Below are 16,707 nucleotides of genomic sequence, written 5' to 3'. Positions count from 1 at the left end.
CTCAGGTCTCCTGAGGGGCGGTGGCGGTCACATCGTGCTCCGGCACGGCCTGCCCCGAGCGGATCAGATCGATCCGGCCCATGACCTTGGCCCGCAGGTCGGTCGGGACGTCGTCGTGCCCGCAGCAGCGCTTGACCAGCTTCTTCACGGCCTGCTCAAGGCCGTACTTCTCCAGGCACGGGGAGCACTCCTCGAAGTGGACCTCGAACTTGGTGCAGTCACTGTCGGGCATCTCATGATCGAGGAACTCGTAGAGATGATCGAGGACCTCAGCGCAATCCGTCTCGTGCGGCTCTCCGCAGCTCATGAGCCCGAGCCTTTCAGATCGTTCGACGACTCTCCGGCGCCCGCGGGTACCAGCCCGCGGTCACGGGCGTAGTCCTCGAGCATGCCGCGCAGCTGGCGGCGGCCCCGGTGCAGTCGGGACATCACCGTACCGATGGGTGTCCCCATGATGTCCGCGATCTCCTTGTACGCAAAGCCCTCTACATCGGCCAGATAGACGGCGATGCGGAACTCCTCGGGGATCGCCTGCAGGGCTTCCTTCACATCGGAGTCGGGGAGGTGGTCGAGGGCCTGCGACTCGGCGGACCGCAGACCGGTCGACATGTGCGACTCGGCGCGGGCGAGCTGCCAGTCCTCGATCTCCTCGGCGGCGCTGCGCTGGGGCTCGCGCTGCTTCTTGCGGTACGAGTTGATGAAGGTGTTCGTGAGGATCCGGTACAGCCACGCCTTGAGGTTGGTGCCCTCACGGAACTGGTGGAAGGAGCCGTACGCCTTGGCATAGGTCTCCTGGACCAGGTCCTCCGCGTCGGCGGGGTTGCGCGTCATGCGCAGCGCGGCGGAGTACATCTGGTCGAGGTATCCGAGGGCGTCCCGCTCGAAGCGCGCATTGCGCTCGGCGGTCGTCTCCTCGGGGCCGTCGTCGGTCCCTGTGTCGGTCCCAGTGACCGGACCCACCTCCTCCAACGCTGCGGCGAACCCGAATGCGGACCCGCTCGCTTCGGAGGATAGACGAGGAACCCCTCCACCCGCCGCCCGAATAGAGGCGGTCCTCGCCGCGGGCAGCACCGTCCAGTCCAGGTCAGCGGCGTGCGGGCGGCTCGGGCAGATGGTCGAACCCATGCGACTGACTCCCTCTCCAAAGCTCTTACCGATGCCCGTCACAACAGTGATCGCGCGCTCAACATTCCCGGAGGGCGGTGATCCATTCGCCGACGCCGTCGGTGATGACCGCGAGCGCGTCCTCCTGGGTGAGAGGGGCGCGCCGGGGCACGGCGAAGCCATGATCGCCGGAGTCCACCTCGACGAGGTCGTACGTCCCGCCGGGGAATTCCGCCGGCTTCCCGAACGGGTCGTTCCCGCCCTGGACGACGAGCGTGGGGACGCCGGCCCCGAGCAGCTCGTCGGCGCGGGACTTCTCGGGCCTGCCGGGCGGGTGGAGGGGGAAGCTGAGCGCCAGTACGGCCCGGGCGCCGAGCTCGGCGGCGGTCCGGCAGGCGACCCTCGCCCCCGCGCTGCGTCCGCCGGCGACCACCGGCAGCCCCGGCCCGGCGAGCACGGGCCACACGCCCCGCCAGCCGGTGTCCAGCGTCTTCGGCGCGGGCGCCACCTTCTTCCCGGCGACCCGCCAGGGCTGCTCGACCAGGGCGACGGTCACTCCGCGCGCGGGCAGGCTCCCGGCCAGCGCCCGCAGATCCCGTGCCTCGATGCCGCCTCCGGCCCCGTGCCCGAGCGCCAGCACGGCCCAGGCCTCCGCCGCCTCGACCCAGGTGACCCGGGCTGTCCCCGCGTCCGTCTCCACACTCTGCGTTCGACTCACGCGTCCATCCTCGCGCGCGCCGTCCCGGGAGACCCGGCCGCCGCACGGGGGCCGGCCCCGGGAGCCCGCTCAGAACAGCGTGATCTCCTCCGGACCGTCCAGTTCCTTGAGCAGCTCCGGTCCGTTGTTGCGGACGTCGCTCACCGCCGTCGGCACCGGATACGCCCTCATCAGTCCCTCCGGCGGCGGCGCCAGGAGCGACCTCAGCTCCTCCTCGTCCGTGCGCGACGGGTCCAGCCACGCGTCCCAGCGGTCCGGCGTCAGCATCAGCGGCATCCGGGGGTGGATGTCCGCCAGCGAGCGCGGACCCTCCACCGGCGCCACGCCCAGAGGGCCCGTCTCGGCCTCGGTCGTGATCACCGAGCAGGTGACCCACCACGCCCGGGGGTGGTCGTCCGGCAGGGTGCGGTCCCGCCAGAACTCGTAGAGGCCCGCCATCGCGAAGACCGACCCGTCGGAGGGGGTCACGAAGTACGGCTGCTTCCTGGACCGCTTCCTCTTGCCCTCGACCTCCAGCTCCCGCTCCCCCGCGCCGGTCACCCACTCGTAATAACCGTCCGCCGGCAGGAGGCACCGCCGGGACGAGAACGCGCGCCGGAACGACGGCTTCTCGTGGACGGTCTCCGCCCGCGCGTTGATCATCCGGGCCGCGCCCTCCGGCGACGTGGCCCACGACGGCACGAGTCCCCACTTCAGTGCGCGCAGCTGGCGAACCGGCCGGGGCGATTCGGCGTCCTTCAGAGGACGTTCGAGTACCGCGTACACCTCTTTGGTCGGGGCCACGTTCCAGTCGGGCGCCAGCGTCTCCTCCGGCTCCCACTTCTCGACCTCGAAGAGCGCCACCAGGTCCTCGGGCCCACGACTCGCTGAATACCGTCCGCACATACGTGCCACACTGCCATGCCCGACGCCACCCCGAGGAGCGGCCCGAGAAATGGATGTCTTCACCACCCAGCCCGCCCCGGAGCAGTGGCTCGTCATAGCGACCGCGCTCGCCGCGCTGCTCGCCGTCGTCCCCCGGACCGCCTGGCGGCTCTCCCGGAACGCGATCACCATCGCCCACGAGGGCGGCCACGGACTCATCGCCCTCGTCACCGGCCGCCGCCTCGACGGCATCCGGCTGCACTCGGACACCAGCGGCCTCACCGTCAGCCGAGGCCGGCCCTCCGGTCTCGGCATGATCCTGACCGCCGCCGCCGGCTACACCGCCCCGCCGCTCCTCGGCCTCGGCGGTGCCTGGCTGCTCGCCGCCGACCACATCACCCTGCTGCTCTGGCTCGCGACGGCCCTGCTGCTGGCCATGCTGGTGATGATCCGCAACGCGTACGGGGCGCTCACCGTCATCCTCACGGGCGCCGCGTTCCTCCTCGTCTCCTGGCTGACGGAGCCCGCCGTGCAGTCCGCCTTCGCCTACACGGCGGTCTGGTTCCTGCTCCTTGGCGGCGTGCGTCCCGGCTTCGAGCTGCAGTCCAAGCGGCGGCACGGCGGCGCCCCCGACTCGGACGCCGACCAGCTCTCCCGGCTCACCCACGTGCCCCCGGTGCTGTGGCTGTTCCTCTTCCACGCCGTGTCGCTCTGCTCGCTCATCGGCGGCGGGCGCTGGCTTCTCCACTTGTAGGCCCCCACTAAAGTGAGGGCATGACCGAGAGTTCCGTGCACCCCGCCCTCTGGCCCGCCCCGTACGCGCGTGGGACCGTCGACGCGACCGTCACCGTGCCCGGTTCGAAGTCGGTCACCAATCGGGCCCTTGTCCTCGCCGCGCTGGCGGCCGAGCCCGGCTGGCTGCGCCGGCCGCTGCGCTCCCGCGACACCCTGCTGATGGCCGAGGCGCTGCGCACCATGGGTGTCGGCATCGAGGAGACCGTGTCCTCCTCCTCCGTGACCGGGGCGCCGGACGCCACGGGCGAGGCCTGGCGGATCATCCCGGCCCGGCTGCAGGGCCAGGCGACCGTCGATGTCGGCAACGCCGGCACGGTCATGCGCTTCCTGCCTCCGGTCGCGGCGCTCGCCGACGGCCCGGTCCGCTTCGACGGCGACCCCCGCTCCTACGAGCGCCCCTTGAACGGCGTCATCGACGCCCTGCGTACCCTCGGCGCCCGGATCGACGACGACGGCCGCGGCTCGCTCCCGCTGACCGTGCACGGCAGCGGCGCGCTGGACGGCGGTCCGGTGGAGATCGACGCGTCCTCGTCCTCGCAGTTCGTCAGCGCCCTGCTGCTGTCGGCGCCCCGCTTCAACCAGGGCGTGGAGGTACGGCACACCGGCGACCGGCTGCCCTCGCTGCCGCACATCCGGATGACCGTCGACATGCTCCGTACGGTCGGCGCACAGGTCGACGAGCCGGAGACCGGCGGCGAGCCGAACGTCTGGCGGGTCTCCCCCTCGGCGCTGCTCGGCCGGGACCTGACCGTCGAGCCGGATCTCTCCAACGCCCAGCCGTTCCTGGCCGCCGCGCTGGTCACCGGCGGCCGTGTCACGATCCCCGACTGGCCCGAGCGGACCACCCAGCCCGGTGACGCGCTGCGGGAGATCTTCACCGAGATGGGTGGCTCCTGCGAGCTGACCGACGCCGGTCTGACCTTCACCGGCACCGGCACGATCCACGGCATCGACGTCGACCTGAGCGAGGTCGGCGAACTCACCCCGGGCATCGCGGCGGTCGCCGCGCTCGCCGACTCCCCCTCGACCCTGCGCGGGGTCGCCCATCTGCGACTCCACGAGACGGATCGGCTGGCCGCGCTCACCAAGGAGATCAACGAGCTCGGCGGCGATGTCACGGAGACCGCCGACGGTCTGCACATCCGCCCGCGCCCGCTGCACGGCGGCGTCTTCCACACGTACGACGACCACCGCATGGCCACGGCCGGCTCGATCATCGGCCTCGCGGTCGAGGGCGTGCGGATCGAGAATGTGGGGACCACCGCGAAGACCCTGCCGGACTTCCCGCAGATGTGGACCGGAATGCTCGAGGCCTGACGACATGCGCCGATACGGCAAGAACCCCGACGAGGACGACATCCGCGTCCGCCCCAACCGCAAGGGCAACCGGCCGCGCACCAACATCCGCCCGAAGCACGAGGACGCGGTCGAGGGCATGGTCCTGACCGTCGACCGGGGCCGGCTGACCTGCCTGGTCGACGACCGCGTCGTGATGGCGATGAAGGCCCGCGAGCTGGGCCGCAAGGCCGCGGTCGTCGGGGACCGGGTCTCCATCGTGGGGGATCTCTCCGGTGAGAAGGACACCCTGGCCCGGATCGTCCGGATCGGAGAGCGCACCTCCGTCCTGCGGCGCACCGCCGACGACGACGATCCGTTCGAGCGGGTGGTCGTCGCCAACGCCGACCAGCTGGCGATCGTGACGGCGCTCGCCGACCCCGAGCCACGCCCCCGGCTGATCGACCGGTGTCTGGTCGCCGCGTACGACGGCGGGCTCACGCCGCTGCTCGTGCTGACCAAGTCGGACCTGGCCAAGCCGGACGAGCTCCTGGAGATGTACGGCGCGCTGGGCGTCCCCCATGTGGTCACGACCCGCGACGAGTTCGTCGACGGCGTGGCGGCCGAGCGGGTCCACGAACACCTCAAGGGCCGGACCACCGCGTTCGTCGGCCACTCCGGGGTCGGCAAGACGACGCTGGTCAACGCGCTGGTGCCGGAGGACCGGCGGCGCAGCACCGGTGTGGTCAACGCGGTCACCGGCCGCGGCCGGCACACCACCACCTCGGCGCTGGCCCTCCCGCTGAACGACGCGGAGGGCGGCTGGGTGATCGACACCCCCGGAGTGCGGTCGTTCGGACTCCACCATGTGGATCCGTCACGGGTGATCCTGGCCTTCCCCGAGCTCGTACCGGGTACGGAGGGCTGCCCGCGCGCGTGCAGCCACGACGAGCCGGAGTGCGCGCTGGACACGTGGGTCGCCGACGGTCACGCCGATCCCGCCAGGCTCTACTCGCTGCGGCGGCTGCTGTCGACCCGGGAGCGACGAGAGGGCGACTGAGTCGCGCGCGTTTGCCCTCGCCCACGCCTGGTAAATGCATAATCGCACCAAGTGCGACGAAGCGGTCACCGAAGCGTGGGAGGCACCGACGATGGCGTGGCTGCTGGTGGTGGTCGCCGGGATCCTGGAGACGGGGTTCGCGGTCTGCCTCAAGCTCTCGCACGGTTTCACCCGGCTCTGGCCCACCATCGCGTTCGCCTGTTTCGCTCTCGGCAGCTTCGGACTGCTCACGCTCGCCCTGCGCAAGCTCGACGTCGGCCCGGCGTACGCGGTGTGGACGGGCATCGGGGCGGCCGGTACCGCGATCTACGGAATGATCTTCCTCGACGACCTGGTCTCCGCGCTGAAGATCGTGTCGATCACGCTGGTGATCGCCGGTGTCATCGGTCTCCAGCTGTCGGGCTCCTCCCACTGACCGCCGTACGCACCAGCTGCCCCACGGCCTCCCGCCCCGGCGCCACGACGTACGAGAGGGCGAGCCGGACGGCCAGTTCGCAGCGGAGCGCCTCGGCCGCGTCGTCAAGGGCGGCCAGGGAGCGGTCCCGCACCGCGTCGGCGAGCTCTCCGGGGGCCGGTGTCCCGGCGTCGGCGCGCCGCTGCGCCGGTACGGAGGAGGCGAGCGCGGCCGGCCGGGCCGGCCGGGGCGCGGGCAGCCGTTCGTCCCAGCAGCCGGTGAGGAGCGCCCGCAGGAGGGGCCGCGCGCGGGCCTGGCCGACGATCCACTCGGCGACGGAGGCCAGCCGGTCGGCCGGGTCGCTCGGCTCGGCGAGCACCCGCTCGACTCCGTGCAGATAGGCGTCCGCCTCACGCCGCAGCAGTGCCCGGGCCAGGCCCTCCTTGCTGCCGAACTCGTTGTAGAGGGTCTGCCTGGAGACGCCCGCCCTGGCCGCGACATCGACCATGCGGACCGCCGACCAGGGCAGACCCGCGAGTGCCGCGTGTGCGGCGTTCAGCAGCGTCTCTCGCGCCGTCGGCATCGTCGCCTCCCAGGCCGTGCGGTTCCGCGCCGCACGGAGTTGCTTCGCACAGAGTTGACGGGCGAACACGCACTGTCAATAGCCCCAGCGGACCCCTGCTCCCGCCCGGGATAGGGTGCCCTCATGGCCGATTACCACGATGATCTCCGGCTGGCCCATGTCCTCGCGGACGCCGCCGACGCCACCACGATGGACCGGTTCAAGGCGCTCGACCTGAAGGTCGAGACCAAGCCGGACATGACCCCGGTGAGCGAGGCCGACAAGGCCGCCGAGGAGCTGATCCGTGGTCATCTCCAGCGGGCGCGGCCACGTGACGCGATCCTCGGCGAGGAGTACGGCGTCGAGGGCACCGGCCCCCGCCGCTGGGTGATCGACCCCATCGACGGCACGAAGAACTACGTCCGCGGAGTGCCCGTCTGGGCGACGCTCATCGCGCTGATGGAGGCGGGCCCCGACGGCTTCCAGCCGGTCGTGGGCGTGGTCTCGGCGCCGGCCCTCGGCCGCCGCTGGTGGGCGGCGAAGGGCGCGGGCGCGTTCACCGGACGCAGTCTGACCTCGGCCTCGCGGATCCATGTCTCCAAGGTCGGCGAGCTGTCGGACGCCTCGTTCGCGTACTCCTCGCTGAGCGGGTGGGAGGAGCGGGGCCGTCTCGACGGGTTCCTGGACCTCACGCGCGCGTGCTGGCGGACCCGCGCGTACGGCGACTTCTGGCCGTACATGATGGTCGCCGAGGGGTCGGTGGACATCTGCGCGGAGCCGGAGCTGTCCCTGTGGGACATGGCCGCGACGGCGATCGTGGTCCAGGAGGCGGGCGGCACCTTCACCGGCCTCGACGGGCGCTCCGGACCTCACAGCGGCAACGCCGCGGCGTCCAACGGCGTGCTGCACGAGGAACTGCTCGGCTATCTGAACCAGCAGTACTAGAAGCACAGCGGACCGCGCGCGCCCCCTTGTTCATGCTCCGTAACGCTGCGACTCTAAGGATTCCCTCACTTGTGAACTTGTGAATTCTTTCTCACAGGAGGAATTCACGAAGGAGGTGGCTCCTTTCATGCTCGTCCGTGACGCCATGAGCACCGTGGTGCTGACCATCGGACCCGCCCACACCCTCCGGCAGGCCGCCGGGCTGATGGCGGCCCGCCGCGTCGGCGCGGCGGTCGTCCTCGACACCGACACCAGCGGGCTCGGCATTCTGACCGAGCGCGACATCCTCACGTCCGTCGGCGCGGGCCAGAACCCGGACCACGAGACCGCCGGCACCCACACCACCACCGACGTCGTCTTCGCCGCACCCGGCTGGACCCTCGAGGAGGCCGCGGAGGCCATGACGCACGGCGGCTTCCGTCATCTGATCGTGCTCGACGGGGACGGCCCCGTCGGGATCGTCTCCGTACGCGACATCATCCGCTGCTGGTCTCCGGCGCGACGGCACGCGGCCACTCTGGCCCGCTAGCCGGCCGTCCCCGCCCATGCGAGAGGGCCGGATCCCCGCGTGCGGGGATCCGGCCCTCTTCCTACGACAAGCGTCCGTCAGCCGCGCAGGGCCTGGACCGCGGCGTCGAGCCGCTTGCCGAAGTCTCCGTCCGCCTGACGGAAGTTGTTGATCGCGCGCTCGGCGATGTCGTCGCGCGAGACCTTGGCGATGAAGCCCGCCAGGTTGTCGATCAGGCGGACCTTCTCGTCCTCGGACATCAGACGGTAGAGGTTGCCCGCCTGGACGAAGTCGTTGTCCTCGGAGTGGACGGGGGCGGCGTGGTTGCCCGTGCCCCCGACCAGCGGGACGGGCTGCCACAGCGGGCGGTCCGTCTGGTGCGGGCCACCGAAGCTGTTGGGCTCGTAGTTCTTCGTGCCCTTGTGGCGGCCGTCGTACAGGAAGCCGTCACGGGAGTTGGTGCGCGCCTCGGTGGCGTGCGGGCGGTTCACCGGCAGGTGGTCGGCGTTGATGCCGACGCGGTAGCGGTGGGCGTCGCCGTACGCGAAGAGACGGCCCTGGAGCATCTTGTCCGGCGAGGGGCCGATGCCCGGCACGAAGTGCGCGGGGCTGAAGATCGACTGCTCGACCTCGGCGAAGATGTTCTCCGGGTTGCGGTTCAGCTCCAGCTTGCCGATCTCGATCGGCGGGTAGTCCTCGTGCGGCCACACCTTGGTGAGGTCGAACGGGTTGAAGCGGTAGTTGGCCGCCTCGTCCGCCGGCATGATCTGCACCTGCACGGTCCAGGACGGGAAGTCACCGCGCTCGATGGCCTCGCGCAGGTCGCGCTGGTGGCTGTCCGGGTCCACACCGGAGAGGCGGTTGGCCTCGTCGGTGGTCAGGTTCTTGATGCCCTGGTCGGTCTTGAAGTGGTACTTGACCCAGAAGACCTCGCCGGCCTCGTTGTTCCACTGGTACGTGTGGGAGCCGTAGCCGTTCATGTGGCGGTACGAGGCCGGGATGCCGCGGTCGCCGAACAGCCAGGTCACCTGGTGGGTCGACTCGGGCGAGAGGCCCCAGAAGTCCCAGACGTTGTCCGCCTCCTGCGAGCCGGTGTACGGGTCGCGCTTCTGGGTGTGGATGAAGTCCGGGAACTTGATGGCGTCCTTGATGAAGAACACCGGGGTGTTGTTGCCGACGAGGTCGTAGTTGCCCTCTTCGGTGTAGAACTTCAGCGCCCAGCCACGCGGGTCACGGACCGCGTCGGCCGCACCGAGGTTACCCGCCACGGTGGAGAAGCGCAGGAACGTCTCGGTCTGCTTGCCGACCTCGGAGAGGAACTTCGCGCGGGTCCACTGCGAGACGTCGCGGGTCAGCGTGAAGGTGCCGTAGGCACCGGCGCCGCGGGCGTGCACGACGCGCTCCGGGATGCGCTCACGGTTGAAGTGCGCGAGCTTCTCGAGCAGCAGCTGGTCCTGAACCAGAACCGGACCGCCGACGCCCGCGGTCTCACTGTTCTGGTTGTCGGCTACCGGCGCGCCGGCCTCCGTAGTGAGCGGTCCCTGCGTCACGTGCGCCTCCTGCGTCATTTACTGCCGAGTCCTGTCCCTGGCTGGTGCCGGAGTCGATCCTACGATAGACATTGTCTAAGTCAAGTGAACTTCCAAAGTCACACCCGTTCGGGATTCGGTCCCCTGGCTGTTAGGCTGGTCCCATGAGTGACCTGTTGGAACGACTGCGCGGACGCGGCTGGCGCATGACCGCGCAGCGCCGCGTCGTGGCCGAGGTCCTTGACGGAGAGCATGTGCATCTGACCGCCGACGAGGTCCACGCCCGAGCCGTGAAGAGGCTGCCCGAGATCTCCAGGGCGACGGTCTACAACACGCTGGGCGAGCTGGTCACCCTCGGCGAGGTCCTGGAGGTCTCCACGGACCGCCGCGCCAAGCGCTACGACCCGAACGCACACCGGCCCCACCAGCACCTGGTGTGCGCCCAGTGCGGCGCGATCCGCGATGTGCACCCGTCGGGCGACCCCCTGACCGACCTGCCGGACGCGGAGCGCTTCGGCTTCACGATCTCGGCGGTCGAGGTCACGTACCGGGGCGTCTGCCCGAACTGCGCCTCGGCCTGACACCGGCGCCCGCGTCTCGACGACGAAAGGCCCCCACCGCTTCGAACGGTGGGGGCCTTTCGCATGTGCGCGGCGACGGCGCCCACGTACGACAAGACACCGAAGGCCCGGATCCAGAGGATCCGGGCCTTCGGCTGTGAGTAGCGGGGACAGGATTTGAACCTGCGACCTCTGGGTTATGAGCCCAGCGAGCTACCGAGCTGCTCCACCCCGCGTCGGTGAACCCAACCTTACGTGAGCCCCCGGACCAGCGCAAATCCCTGGGACGGGGCCTCACGTCCGTTACGCCGTGAGCTCCTGGTGGAGCGCCTCGCTCAGCCGGGCGGCGCGCTCGGCGACCTCGGCGGGGCCCAGCTCCACGGCGCGCGTGCACCAGCGCCGGCCCTCGGTCAGCTCGCCGCGCCGGGCCGCCAGCAGGCCGAGGCGCAGTGCGGCACGGCCGTGCCCGGCGCGAGCCGCCCGGGTCCACCACAGCGCGGCCTCGCGCTCGTTGCCCTCGCGGGCCAGGAGCAGCCCGAGGTTGAAGGCGCCGTTGCGGCTGCCCGCGTCGGCGGCCTCGCGGTACCAGCGGGCGGCGTCTGCGGTGTCCCCGCGCGCGGCGGCGAGCATCCCGACCCGGACCTGGGCCCTGCGGTGGCCCTGTTCGGCGGCGCGCTCGTACCACTCCTCGCACTCGGTCTTCTCCGCGCACGGCGCGCCGAGGGCCGGCGGCCCCGGCTCCGGCCGGCGGGCGTCCAGGACGGTCGCCAGCCGGAACGCGGCCTCGGCGCTCCCGCCGCCCGCCGCGCACCGCAGATGGCGCTCGGCGGCCTGCTCGTCCCCGTCCCGCAGGCACGCGATGCCCACCTGGAGCGCGGCCTCGGTGTGCCCGGCGGCGGCGGCGCGCTCATACCACCCGAGGGCCGTGAGGTCGTCGTCGCGACCCGCGTAGAGGATGCCCAGATTGAAGGCCGCGTCGACGCTGCCGGCCTCCGCGGCCTTGGAGAACCACGGCTCGGCGCCGTTCGCGTCCCCGGCCTGCAGGAGCAGGACGGCGAGCGCGTTGGCGGCCTCCCGGTGCCCGGCGTAGGCGGCGCGGCGGTACCACTGCTCGGCCTGGGCGGTGCGGTCCTGGGCGGCGCAGAGCAGCCCGAGGTTGTACGCGCCGTTCACGTCGCCCGCGTCCATGGCGGCGCGGTACCAGCGCTCGGCGCTCTGCTGCTCTCCCCGGGCGGCGTGCAGCGCGCCGAGGGCGTTGGCAGCGTTGCCATCGCCCTCCTGGGCGGCGCGCAGCCACCAGACCGCGGCGCTCTCCTCGTCGCCGGCGTCCCGCAGCAGGAACCCGAGCGCGCAGGCGGCACGCGGCTCACCGTCCTTGGCCGCGTTCAGGTACCAGCGCCCGGCCTCCTTCAGCTCTCCGCGCTTCTCCAGGATGGCGCCGAGGTGCAGCGCGGCACGCCGGTGCCCTCGCGCGGCGGCCTGGCGGTACCACTGCTCGGCCTCCTGGGCGGCGTCACCGGCACGGAGGCGGGTGCCGGTGGAGTACGCCGCCTCGGTGCTGTGGCGGGTGCCCGTGGTGTGCGCGGGGTCGGTGGTGTGCGCGGGGTCGGTGGTGTGCGCGGGGTCGGTGGCGAGCCGGGTGCCCGTCGAGTACGCCTCGGTGTTGTGGCGGGTACCGGTGGCGTGCATGAGGTCGGTGGTGAGCCGGGTGCCGGTGGAATAGTCGCGCTCGGCGCCCTCCCCGCCCGCCGAGGACCCCTCGGCGCGGCGCTGGAGGGTGCGGGCAAGGCGGTAGGCGGCCTCGCGGTGGCCCTGCTCGGCGGCGGCGCGCAGCCAGCGCTCGGCGCCGACGTCGCTGCGGTGCTCCAGCAGGTCCGCCAGGGCGTAGGCGCCCAGCGCGTGGCCCTGCTCGGCGGACTGGCGCAGCCAGTACTCGGCGGCGGGTTCGTCGCCGCGCTCGCGGTAGTGGCGCCCCAGCGCGTGCGCGGCGGCGGCGGAGCCCGCGACGGCGGCGATGCGCCACCATCCGGCCGCCTCGTCGGCGTACCCGCGCTGGTGCAGCAGGACCCCCAGGTTGTTGGCCGCGGCCCGGTCCCCTTCGGCGGTGGCCCCCCGCAGGTACGGCTCGGCGCCGTCGAGGTCGCCCCGGCGCAGCAGCAGCGCCCCCAGCATGCTCATGGCCGCCGGGTCGCCACTTTCGGCGGCCCGCCGGTGCCCCGCCTCGGTCTCGGCGGTGTCCCCCACGTCGACGGTCTCGACGTTCTCCACACTTTCGACGGTCTCGACGCTCTGATCGGCTGCCGCCCCTGCCGCATCTGCGGCGTTCTCGGTATGCCGTTGCACAAACCGCCCTGTCTCCAACAGAGTTGCCCTGTCCCCCATAAATTCCATCGTCGCACCACCTGCAACCCGCGTACACCTGGTATACCGCAGCCAGTGAGGTCACTTCAGCGTTTTGTCGACATGCCCACAGAGAGATAAGTCAAACACGTCCGGCCCCAACTCGGCTCCCCAGCACGGGTGTTCGCGCCCGCACGCACACATGAGAAGGGCCCGGATCCTGATGGATCCGGGCCCTTCTCTTCAGTAGCGGGGACAGGATTTGAACCTGCGACCTCTGGGTTATGAGCCCAGCGAGCTACCGAGCTGCTCCACCCCGCGTCGTTGTGTCCCAACCGTACCACGGTGCGAGAGGGAGCCCGACCGGGGGACTTCTCACGGTCCCCCGGTCACTGGCTCCCGGTCACACGGTCCCGGGCCTGCCGGGTACTAGCCCGTCGGCTTCTGCGCCGCCTTCAGCTTGGCGCTGGCGTCCGCGGCCCGCTGGATGGCGTCCCGCAGCGCGTCCTGCGCCTTGCCGTAGGCCGTCCAGTCGCCCTTCTGCCGCGCCGCGTCCGCGTCCGCGTACGCCTTCTGCGCGTCCGCGATCGCCTGGGTCAGCGCCGCGTCGGCGGTGGCCGGCGGCTTGGTGGTCTCACCCGGCGGCGGGGGCGTCGTGGGCGTCTGCCCCTCCACCCCGAAGACCGCGTTCAGCGCCTTGCCGAGGTTGTCCTCGAACACGGTGGTGTCCTTGGTCGTGTCACCGTCCGGCTGATCCGCGTCCACATAGGACACGGCCACCTTCTTCAACAGCGGGTAGAGCGCGTTGCGGCCCTGTGCGTACACCGGCTCGACGTACAAGAACCCGCCGTCCAGGGGCACGGTGAGCAGATTGCCGTACTGGATGTCGGAGTCGGCGCCCTTCATGTCCCGGACGAACTGGGCGACGGACGGCAGGCCGTTGAGCTTGCTCTGCACCTGCGCCGGACCCGGGACGTCCTGGGTCACTCTCAGAAGCCTTATCCGGCCGTACTCCTTGCTGCCGGCGTCCGCGTCGACCGCCATGAAGCCACCCAGGTTGGGGCGGCCGTTCGGCGTGAACGTGGTCGTCAGCGAGAAGCGCTGGCCGCTGTCCCCGGGCATCTTCATGCTCAGGTAGTACGGCGGGACGGCGCTTCCCTCCTTGGTGGTCGGGTCGTCCGGCACCTGCCAGGCGTCACTGCCGCTGTAGAACTGCGCGGGGTCCTGGACGTGGTAGCGGGTCAGCAGCTCGCGCTGGACCTTGAACATGTCCTGCGGGTAACGCAGGTGCTGCATCAGGCTCGGCTTGATGTCCGCGCGCGGCTCGACCGTGTCCGGGAACGCCTTCATCCAGGTCTTGAGGACCGGGTCGGCGGTGTCCCACTGGTACAGCTTCACCGTGCCGTCGTAGGCGTCGACGGTGGCCTTCACCGAGTTGCGGATGTAGTTGACCTGGTTCTGCTGGGCCACGACCGCGCGCTGCTGGTTGCCGACGGTCAGCGAGTCCGCGGTGGTGTCCCCGAGGGTCGTACGGGACGCGTACGGGTAGCCGTTCGTCGTCGTGTAGGCGTCGACGATCCACTGGATCCGGCCGTCCACGACCGCCGGGTAGGCGTCGCCGTCGATGGTCAGCCAGGGCGCGACGGCCTCCACCCGCTCCTTGGGCGTGCGGTTGTAGAGGATCCGCGAGCCCTCGCCGATGGCTCCCGAGTAGAGGATCTGCGGCTCGCTGAAGGCCACGGCGTACGCGGCCCGGTTGAACGCGTTGGAGAGATTGACCCCGCTCTTGCCCTGGTAGCTGGTGGTCTTCTCGCCGTTCTCCTCGTAGTCGAGCTCCTTCTGGGGCCCGCCGACGATCGAGTACTGATCGGTCTTCTCGCCGTAGTAGATCCGCTGCTGGTACGCCTGGGGCTGACCGGTGGTCGGCAGACCCGACACGGTGAAGACCGGGGAGCCGTTGGCGTCGGTCGTCGTACCCGTGGCCATGATCGCGCCATAGCCGTGGGTGTACGTGAAGTGGTCGTTGATCCAGTTCCGCTTCGGGATGCCCTTGATGTTGAGCTCACGCAGGCCGACGACCGTGTCCTTGCCCGTGTAGCGGTCGATGTCGAGGGTCGTGGGGAACTGGTAGTACTTCCGCTTCTGTTCCAGCTGCTGGAAGGTCGGCGAGACGATGCTCGGGTCCAGCAGCCGGTAGGCGGCCGCCGAGTCCGCGTCGTTGCGCAGCTTGTCCTTGGCCTTGACCGTGGACTTGCCGGAGTAGTTCTCGGGCTTGGTGCCATCGATGGCGTACGCCTTGCGCGTCGCGTCGATGTTCTTCTTGATGTACGGGGCTTCCTTGGCCTGCTCGTTCGGCTGGACCTGGAACTTCTGCACGATCGCCGGGTAGAGGCCGCCGATCAGGATCGCCGAGAGCACCATGAGGCCGAAGCCGATCACCGGCAGCTGCCAGGTGCGGCGCCAGAGCGTCGCGAAGAACAGCACGGCGCAGATGACCGCGATGCAGAACAGGATCGTCTTCGCCGGAAGGTAGGCGTTGGCGTCGACGTACCGCAGACCCGTCCAGTTGCCTGTGGCCTTGAAGTCACTGGACTTCACGGCCAGGCCGTACCGGTCGAGCCAGTACGCCACGGCCTTGAGCGAGACGAAGACACCGAGCAGCACCGACAGATGGCCGGTGGCCGCGGCGGTGGCCCGTGCTCCGGGGCTGGTGATGCGCAGCCCGCCGTACAGGTAGTGGGTCAGCGCGGCGGCGATCAGCGAGAGGACCGTTGCCGCGAAGCCGAAGCCCAGCAGGAAGCGGTACCAGGGCAGGTCGAACGCGTAGAACGCCACGTCCATGCCGAACTGCGGGTCCTTCTGGCCGAAGCGCACGCCGTTCACGTACATCAGCCAGGTGCGCCACTGTCCGGAGGCGGAGGCGCCGGAGATCAGACCGACCAGAGCGGTGACCGCCAGCAGCACCCACCTCTTGTACGGCGCCACGCCCATCCGGTACCGGTCGAGGCTCTGCTGCTCCAGCGACATCGCGCTCAGCGGCGGCCGCAGCCGGTGGGCGAGCCAGATGTTCAGGCCGACGGCCGCCGCCATGAGCAGACCGAACACGGCGAACAGCCCGATCTTGGTCCAGAGCGTGGTCGTGAAGACGGACGAGTAATGGACCGAGCGGTACCAGAGCCAGTCCGTCCAGAACCCGGCGAACATGACGAACACCATGGCCAGCACGGCCAGGACGCCCAGTGTCATGAGCAAGGTGCGGGCCCGCCGGGACGGCCGGCCGACTCTGATCCGTGGCCCGGTCGGGCCTCCGCCGCGGTCCGGCATCTGGAAAGCCAACGTGCGCCCCTCGAAGTTCGCGGTCGTATGAAGCGGGCCCCGCGATCGTAGAGCCCACTGATGCAACTTACTGAGGCTTTACCTAGTTCCCGCCCCGGGGTCGAAAGGAGGCAGGATATTGACCATGTCCAACGTTTCCCCCTCAGGTACGCCCATGGCCGCGAGCCCGCTGACCCGCGCCGTCCTCGAAATCGACGAGTACGCCTCCGGGCTGGGCTGGGACCAGCCCGCCCGGCTCTTCGCCCTCGTCGACACCGCTCAGCTGCGCGCCCAGGAGCCGGGTCTGGCCGCCCAGCTCGGGCTGTCCGGTGACGAGGCCGCGGCCCCGCTCACCCCGATCGAGCAGGACGAGCTGCCCGCCGGTCAGGCCCTCGACGAATTCCTCGGCACGATCGCCTGGCCCGACGCGGTGGCCGGGTGCGCGATGACGGTGGAGCGGCTGATGCTCCCGCCGTCCGCGGAGGCGTCCGTTCCGGAGGGCCTCGACGAGGCCGGCCTGGCCAAGTGGGTCTCCGCCCACCCGGACCGGCAGGAGGTACGGATGACGGTCGCGGTCCTCCGCGACGGTGCCCGCGAGTCCGCGCTGCGGCTGCGCGAGAAGGACTCCCCCAACGAGGTCCTGACCGGCGCCGACCTGGTCCCGGGCCTGGCCGAGGCGCTGGCCGCCACGTTCGAGTCGTGAGCTGTCCGCCCCGGGGCGCACAGGGCCCCGGGGCG

Annotated in this window: 16 protein-coding genes and 2 tRNA genes; 8 read left to right on the top strand and 10 right to left on the bottom strand. The window is 70.8% G+C overall.

From position 1 onward, the window contains the following. Nucleotide 1: 1 nt before the first annotated feature. From rsrA to ACZ5VC_RS07650, 4 genes are all read right to left on the bottom strand, one after another. Entirely contained in the window at nucleotides 2-307 is a 306-nt protein-coding gene (gene rsrA, locus ACZ5VC_RS07665) for a mycothiol system anti-sigma-R factor (protein ID WP_468707264.1), read from the bottom strand. After that, nucleotides 304-960, bottom strand: a complete 657-nt coding sequence (locus tag ACZ5VC_RS07660) for a sigma-70 family RNA polymerase sigma factor (protein WP_352186978.1) — start codon at nucleotides 958-960, stop codon at nucleotides 304-306. The genes rsrA and ACZ5VC_RS07660 overlap by 4 nt, the downstream gene beginning before the upstream one ends. Nucleotides 961-1,183: 223 nt before the next feature. Next, the gene (locus tag ACZ5VC_RS07655) at nucleotides 1,184-1,822 is read right to left on the bottom strand and encodes an alpha/beta hydrolase family protein (protein ID WP_469119191.1); all 639 of its coding nucleotides are present in this window, start codon (nucleotides 1,820-1,822) and stop codon (nucleotides 1,184-1,186) included. Nucleotides 1,823-1,891: 69 nt separating this feature from the next. Then, nucleotides 1,892-2,707, bottom strand: a complete 816-nt coding sequence (locus ACZ5VC_RS07650; RefSeq protein WP_469119190.1) for an SOS response-associated peptidase — start codon at nucleotides 2,705-2,707, stop codon at nucleotides 1,892-1,894. A gap of 49 nt (nucleotides 2,708-2,756) precedes the next feature. On the opposite strand from ACZ5VC_RS07650, the gene ACZ5VC_RS07645 reads away from it, so the two are divergent. From ACZ5VC_RS07645 to ACZ5VC_RS07630, 4 genes are all read left to right on the top strand, one after another. Next, entirely contained in the window at nucleotides 2,757-3,440 is a 684-nt protein-coding gene (locus ACZ5VC_RS07645) for a M50 family metallopeptidase (protein ID WP_469119189.1), read from the top strand. Nucleotides 3,441-3,460: 20 nt separating this feature from the next. Beyond that, on the top strand, nucleotides 3,461-4,798 hold the full coding sequence (gene aroA, locus ACZ5VC_RS07640) for a 3-phosphoshikimate 1-carboxyvinyltransferase (RefSeq protein WP_469119188.1): 1,338 nt from the start codon (nucleotides 3,461-3,463) through the stop codon (nucleotides 4,796-4,798). 4 nt (nucleotides 4,799-4,802) lie between these two features. After that, the gene (rsgA, locus tag ACZ5VC_RS07635) at nucleotides 4,803-5,816 is read left to right on the top strand and encodes a ribosome small subunit-dependent GTPase A (RefSeq protein WP_469119187.1); all 1,014 of its coding nucleotides are present in this window, start codon (nucleotides 4,803-4,805) and stop codon (nucleotides 5,814-5,816) included. 91 nt (nucleotides 5,817-5,907) lie between these two features. Next, nucleotides 5,908-6,231 carry a DMT family transporter gene (locus ACZ5VC_RS07630; protein ID WP_469119585.1) on the top strand — a complete coding sequence of 108 codons (324 nt, stop codon included), beginning with the start codon at nucleotides 5,908-5,910 and terminating at the stop codon, nucleotides 6,229-6,231. Here ACZ5VC_RS07630 and ACZ5VC_RS07625 read toward each other — a convergent pair. Next, nucleotides 6,197-6,793, bottom strand: a complete 597-nt coding sequence (locus ACZ5VC_RS07625) for a TetR/AcrR family transcriptional regulator (protein WP_469119186.1) — start codon at nucleotides 6,791-6,793, stop codon at nucleotides 6,197-6,199. The genes ACZ5VC_RS07630 and ACZ5VC_RS07625 overlap by 35 nt on opposite strands. Nucleotides 6,794-6,916: 123 nt before the next feature. Between ACZ5VC_RS07625 and hisN the strand changes: the two genes are divergently transcribed. Together hisN and ACZ5VC_RS07615 are read left to right on the top strand one after the other, a co-directional pair. Then, complete coding sequence (hisN, locus tag ACZ5VC_RS07620) at nucleotides 6,917-7,717, top strand: histidinol-phosphatase (RefSeq protein WP_469119185.1); 801 nt, start codon at nucleotides 6,917-6,919, stop codon at nucleotides 7,715-7,717. Nucleotides 7,718-7,844: 127 nt separating this feature from the next. Then, on the top strand, nucleotides 7,845-8,246 hold the full coding sequence (locus ACZ5VC_RS07615; protein ID WP_469119184.1) for a CBS domain-containing protein: 402 nt from the start codon (nucleotides 7,845-7,847) through the stop codon (nucleotides 8,244-8,246). 77 nt (nucleotides 8,247-8,323) lie between these two features. Here ACZ5VC_RS07615 and ACZ5VC_RS07610 read toward each other — a convergent pair whose 3' ends face one another. Further along, a complete protein-coding gene (locus ACZ5VC_RS07610; RefSeq protein WP_468707284.1) occupies nucleotides 8,324-9,793 on the bottom strand; it encodes a catalase in 1,470 nt (489 codons plus the stop codon). 125 nt (nucleotides 9,794-9,918) lie between these two features. On the opposite strand from ACZ5VC_RS07610, the gene ACZ5VC_RS07605 reads away from it, so the two are divergent. Beyond that, nucleotides 9,919-10,335: a Fur family transcriptional regulator gene (locus ACZ5VC_RS07605; protein ID WP_469119183.1), complete on the top strand. Its 417-nt coding sequence runs from the start codon at nucleotides 9,919-9,921 to the stop codon at nucleotides 10,333-10,335. Nucleotides 10,336-10,476: 141 nt separating this feature from the next. Here the strand turns inward: ACZ5VC_RS07605 and ACZ5VC_RS07600 are convergent. The 4 genes from ACZ5VC_RS07600 to ACZ5VC_RS07585 form a co-directional block, all read right to left on the bottom strand. Then, a tRNA-Met gene (locus ACZ5VC_RS07600) sits at nucleotides 10,477-10,550 on the bottom strand. Between the two features lie 67 nt (nucleotides 10,551-10,617). After that, a complete protein-coding gene (locus ACZ5VC_RS07595) occupies nucleotides 10,618-12,705 on the bottom strand; it encodes a tetratricopeptide repeat protein (RefSeq protein ID WP_469119182.1) in 2,088 nt (695 codons plus the stop codon). A 196-nt stretch (nucleotides 12,706-12,901) separates the two neighbouring features. After that, a tRNA-Met gene (locus ACZ5VC_RS07590) sits at nucleotides 12,902-12,975 on the bottom strand. Between the two features lie 108 nt (nucleotides 12,976-13,083). Next, a complete protein-coding gene (locus ACZ5VC_RS07585) occupies nucleotides 13,084-15,978 on the bottom strand; it encodes a UPF0182 family membrane protein (protein WP_469119584.1) in 2,895 nt (964 codons plus the stop codon). A 136-nt stretch (nucleotides 15,979-16,114) separates the two neighbouring features. On the opposite strand from ACZ5VC_RS07585, the gene ACZ5VC_RS07580 reads away from it, so the two are divergent. Then, a complete protein-coding gene (locus ACZ5VC_RS07580; RefSeq protein WP_468707297.1) occupies nucleotides 16,115-16,672 on the top strand; it encodes a PPA1309 family protein in 558 nt (185 codons plus the stop codon). The last annotated feature ends 35 nt before the right edge of the window (nucleotides 16,673-16,707 follow it).

This window comes from Streptomyces sp. NPDC033174 (assembly GCF_055577795.1).
The sequence above is the reverse complement of the archived record's forward strand: the minus strand, read 5'-3'. Positions and strand labels throughout refer to the sequence as shown.

Coding starts and splice junctions, on each gene's coding strand:
- ACZ5VC_RS07645 (WP_469119189.1), top strand. CDS start 2,757: ATGGATGTCTTCACCACCCAGCCCGCCCCGGAGCAGTGGCTCGTCATA.
- rsgA (WP_469119187.1), top strand. CDS start 4,803: ATGCGCCGATACGGCAAGAACCCCGACGAGGACGACATCCGCGTCCGC.
- ACZ5VC_RS07610 (WP_468707284.1), bottom strand. CDS start 9,793: ATGACGCAGGAGGCGCACGTGACGCAGGGACCGCTCACTACGGAGGCC.
- ACZ5VC_RS07580 (WP_468707297.1), top strand. CDS start 16,115: ATGTCCAACGTTTCCCCCTCAGGTACGCCCATGGCCGCGAGCCCGCTG.
- ACZ5VC_RS07615 (WP_469119184.1), top strand. CDS start 7,845: ATGCTCGTCCGTGACGCCATGAGCACCGTGGTGCTGACCATCGGACCC.
- ACZ5VC_RS07585 (WP_469119584.1), bottom strand. CDS start 15,978: ATGCCGGACCGCGGCGGAGGCCCGACCGGGCCACGGATCAGAGTCGGC.
- aroA (WP_469119188.1), top strand. CDS start 3,461: ATGACCGAGAGTTCCGTGCACCCCGCCCTCTGGCCCGCCCCGTACGCG.
- ACZ5VC_RS07595 (WP_469119182.1), bottom strand. CDS start 12,705: ATGGAATTTATGGGGGACAGGGCAACTCTGTTGGAGACAGGGCGGTTT.
- rsrA (WP_468707264.1), bottom strand. CDS start 307: ATGAGCTGCGGAGAGCCGCACGAGACGGATTGCGCTGAGGTCCTCGAT.
- ACZ5VC_RS07625 (WP_469119186.1), bottom strand. CDS start 6,793: ATGCCGACGGCGCGAGAGACGCTGCTGAACGCCGCACACGCGGCACTC.
- ACZ5VC_RS07630 (WP_469119585.1), top strand. CDS start 5,908: ATGGCGTGGCTGCTGGTGGTGGTCGCCGGGATCCTGGAGACGGGGTTC.
- hisN (WP_469119185.1), top strand. CDS start 6,917: ATGGCCGATTACCACGATGATCTCCGGCTGGCCCATGTCCTCGCGGAC.
- ACZ5VC_RS07605 (WP_469119183.1), top strand. CDS start 9,919: ATGAGTGACCTGTTGGAACGACTGCGCGGACGCGGCTGGCGCATGACC.
- ACZ5VC_RS07650 (WP_469119190.1), bottom strand. CDS start 2,707: ATGTGCGGACGGTATTCAGCGAGTCGTGGGCCCGAGGACCTGGTGGCG.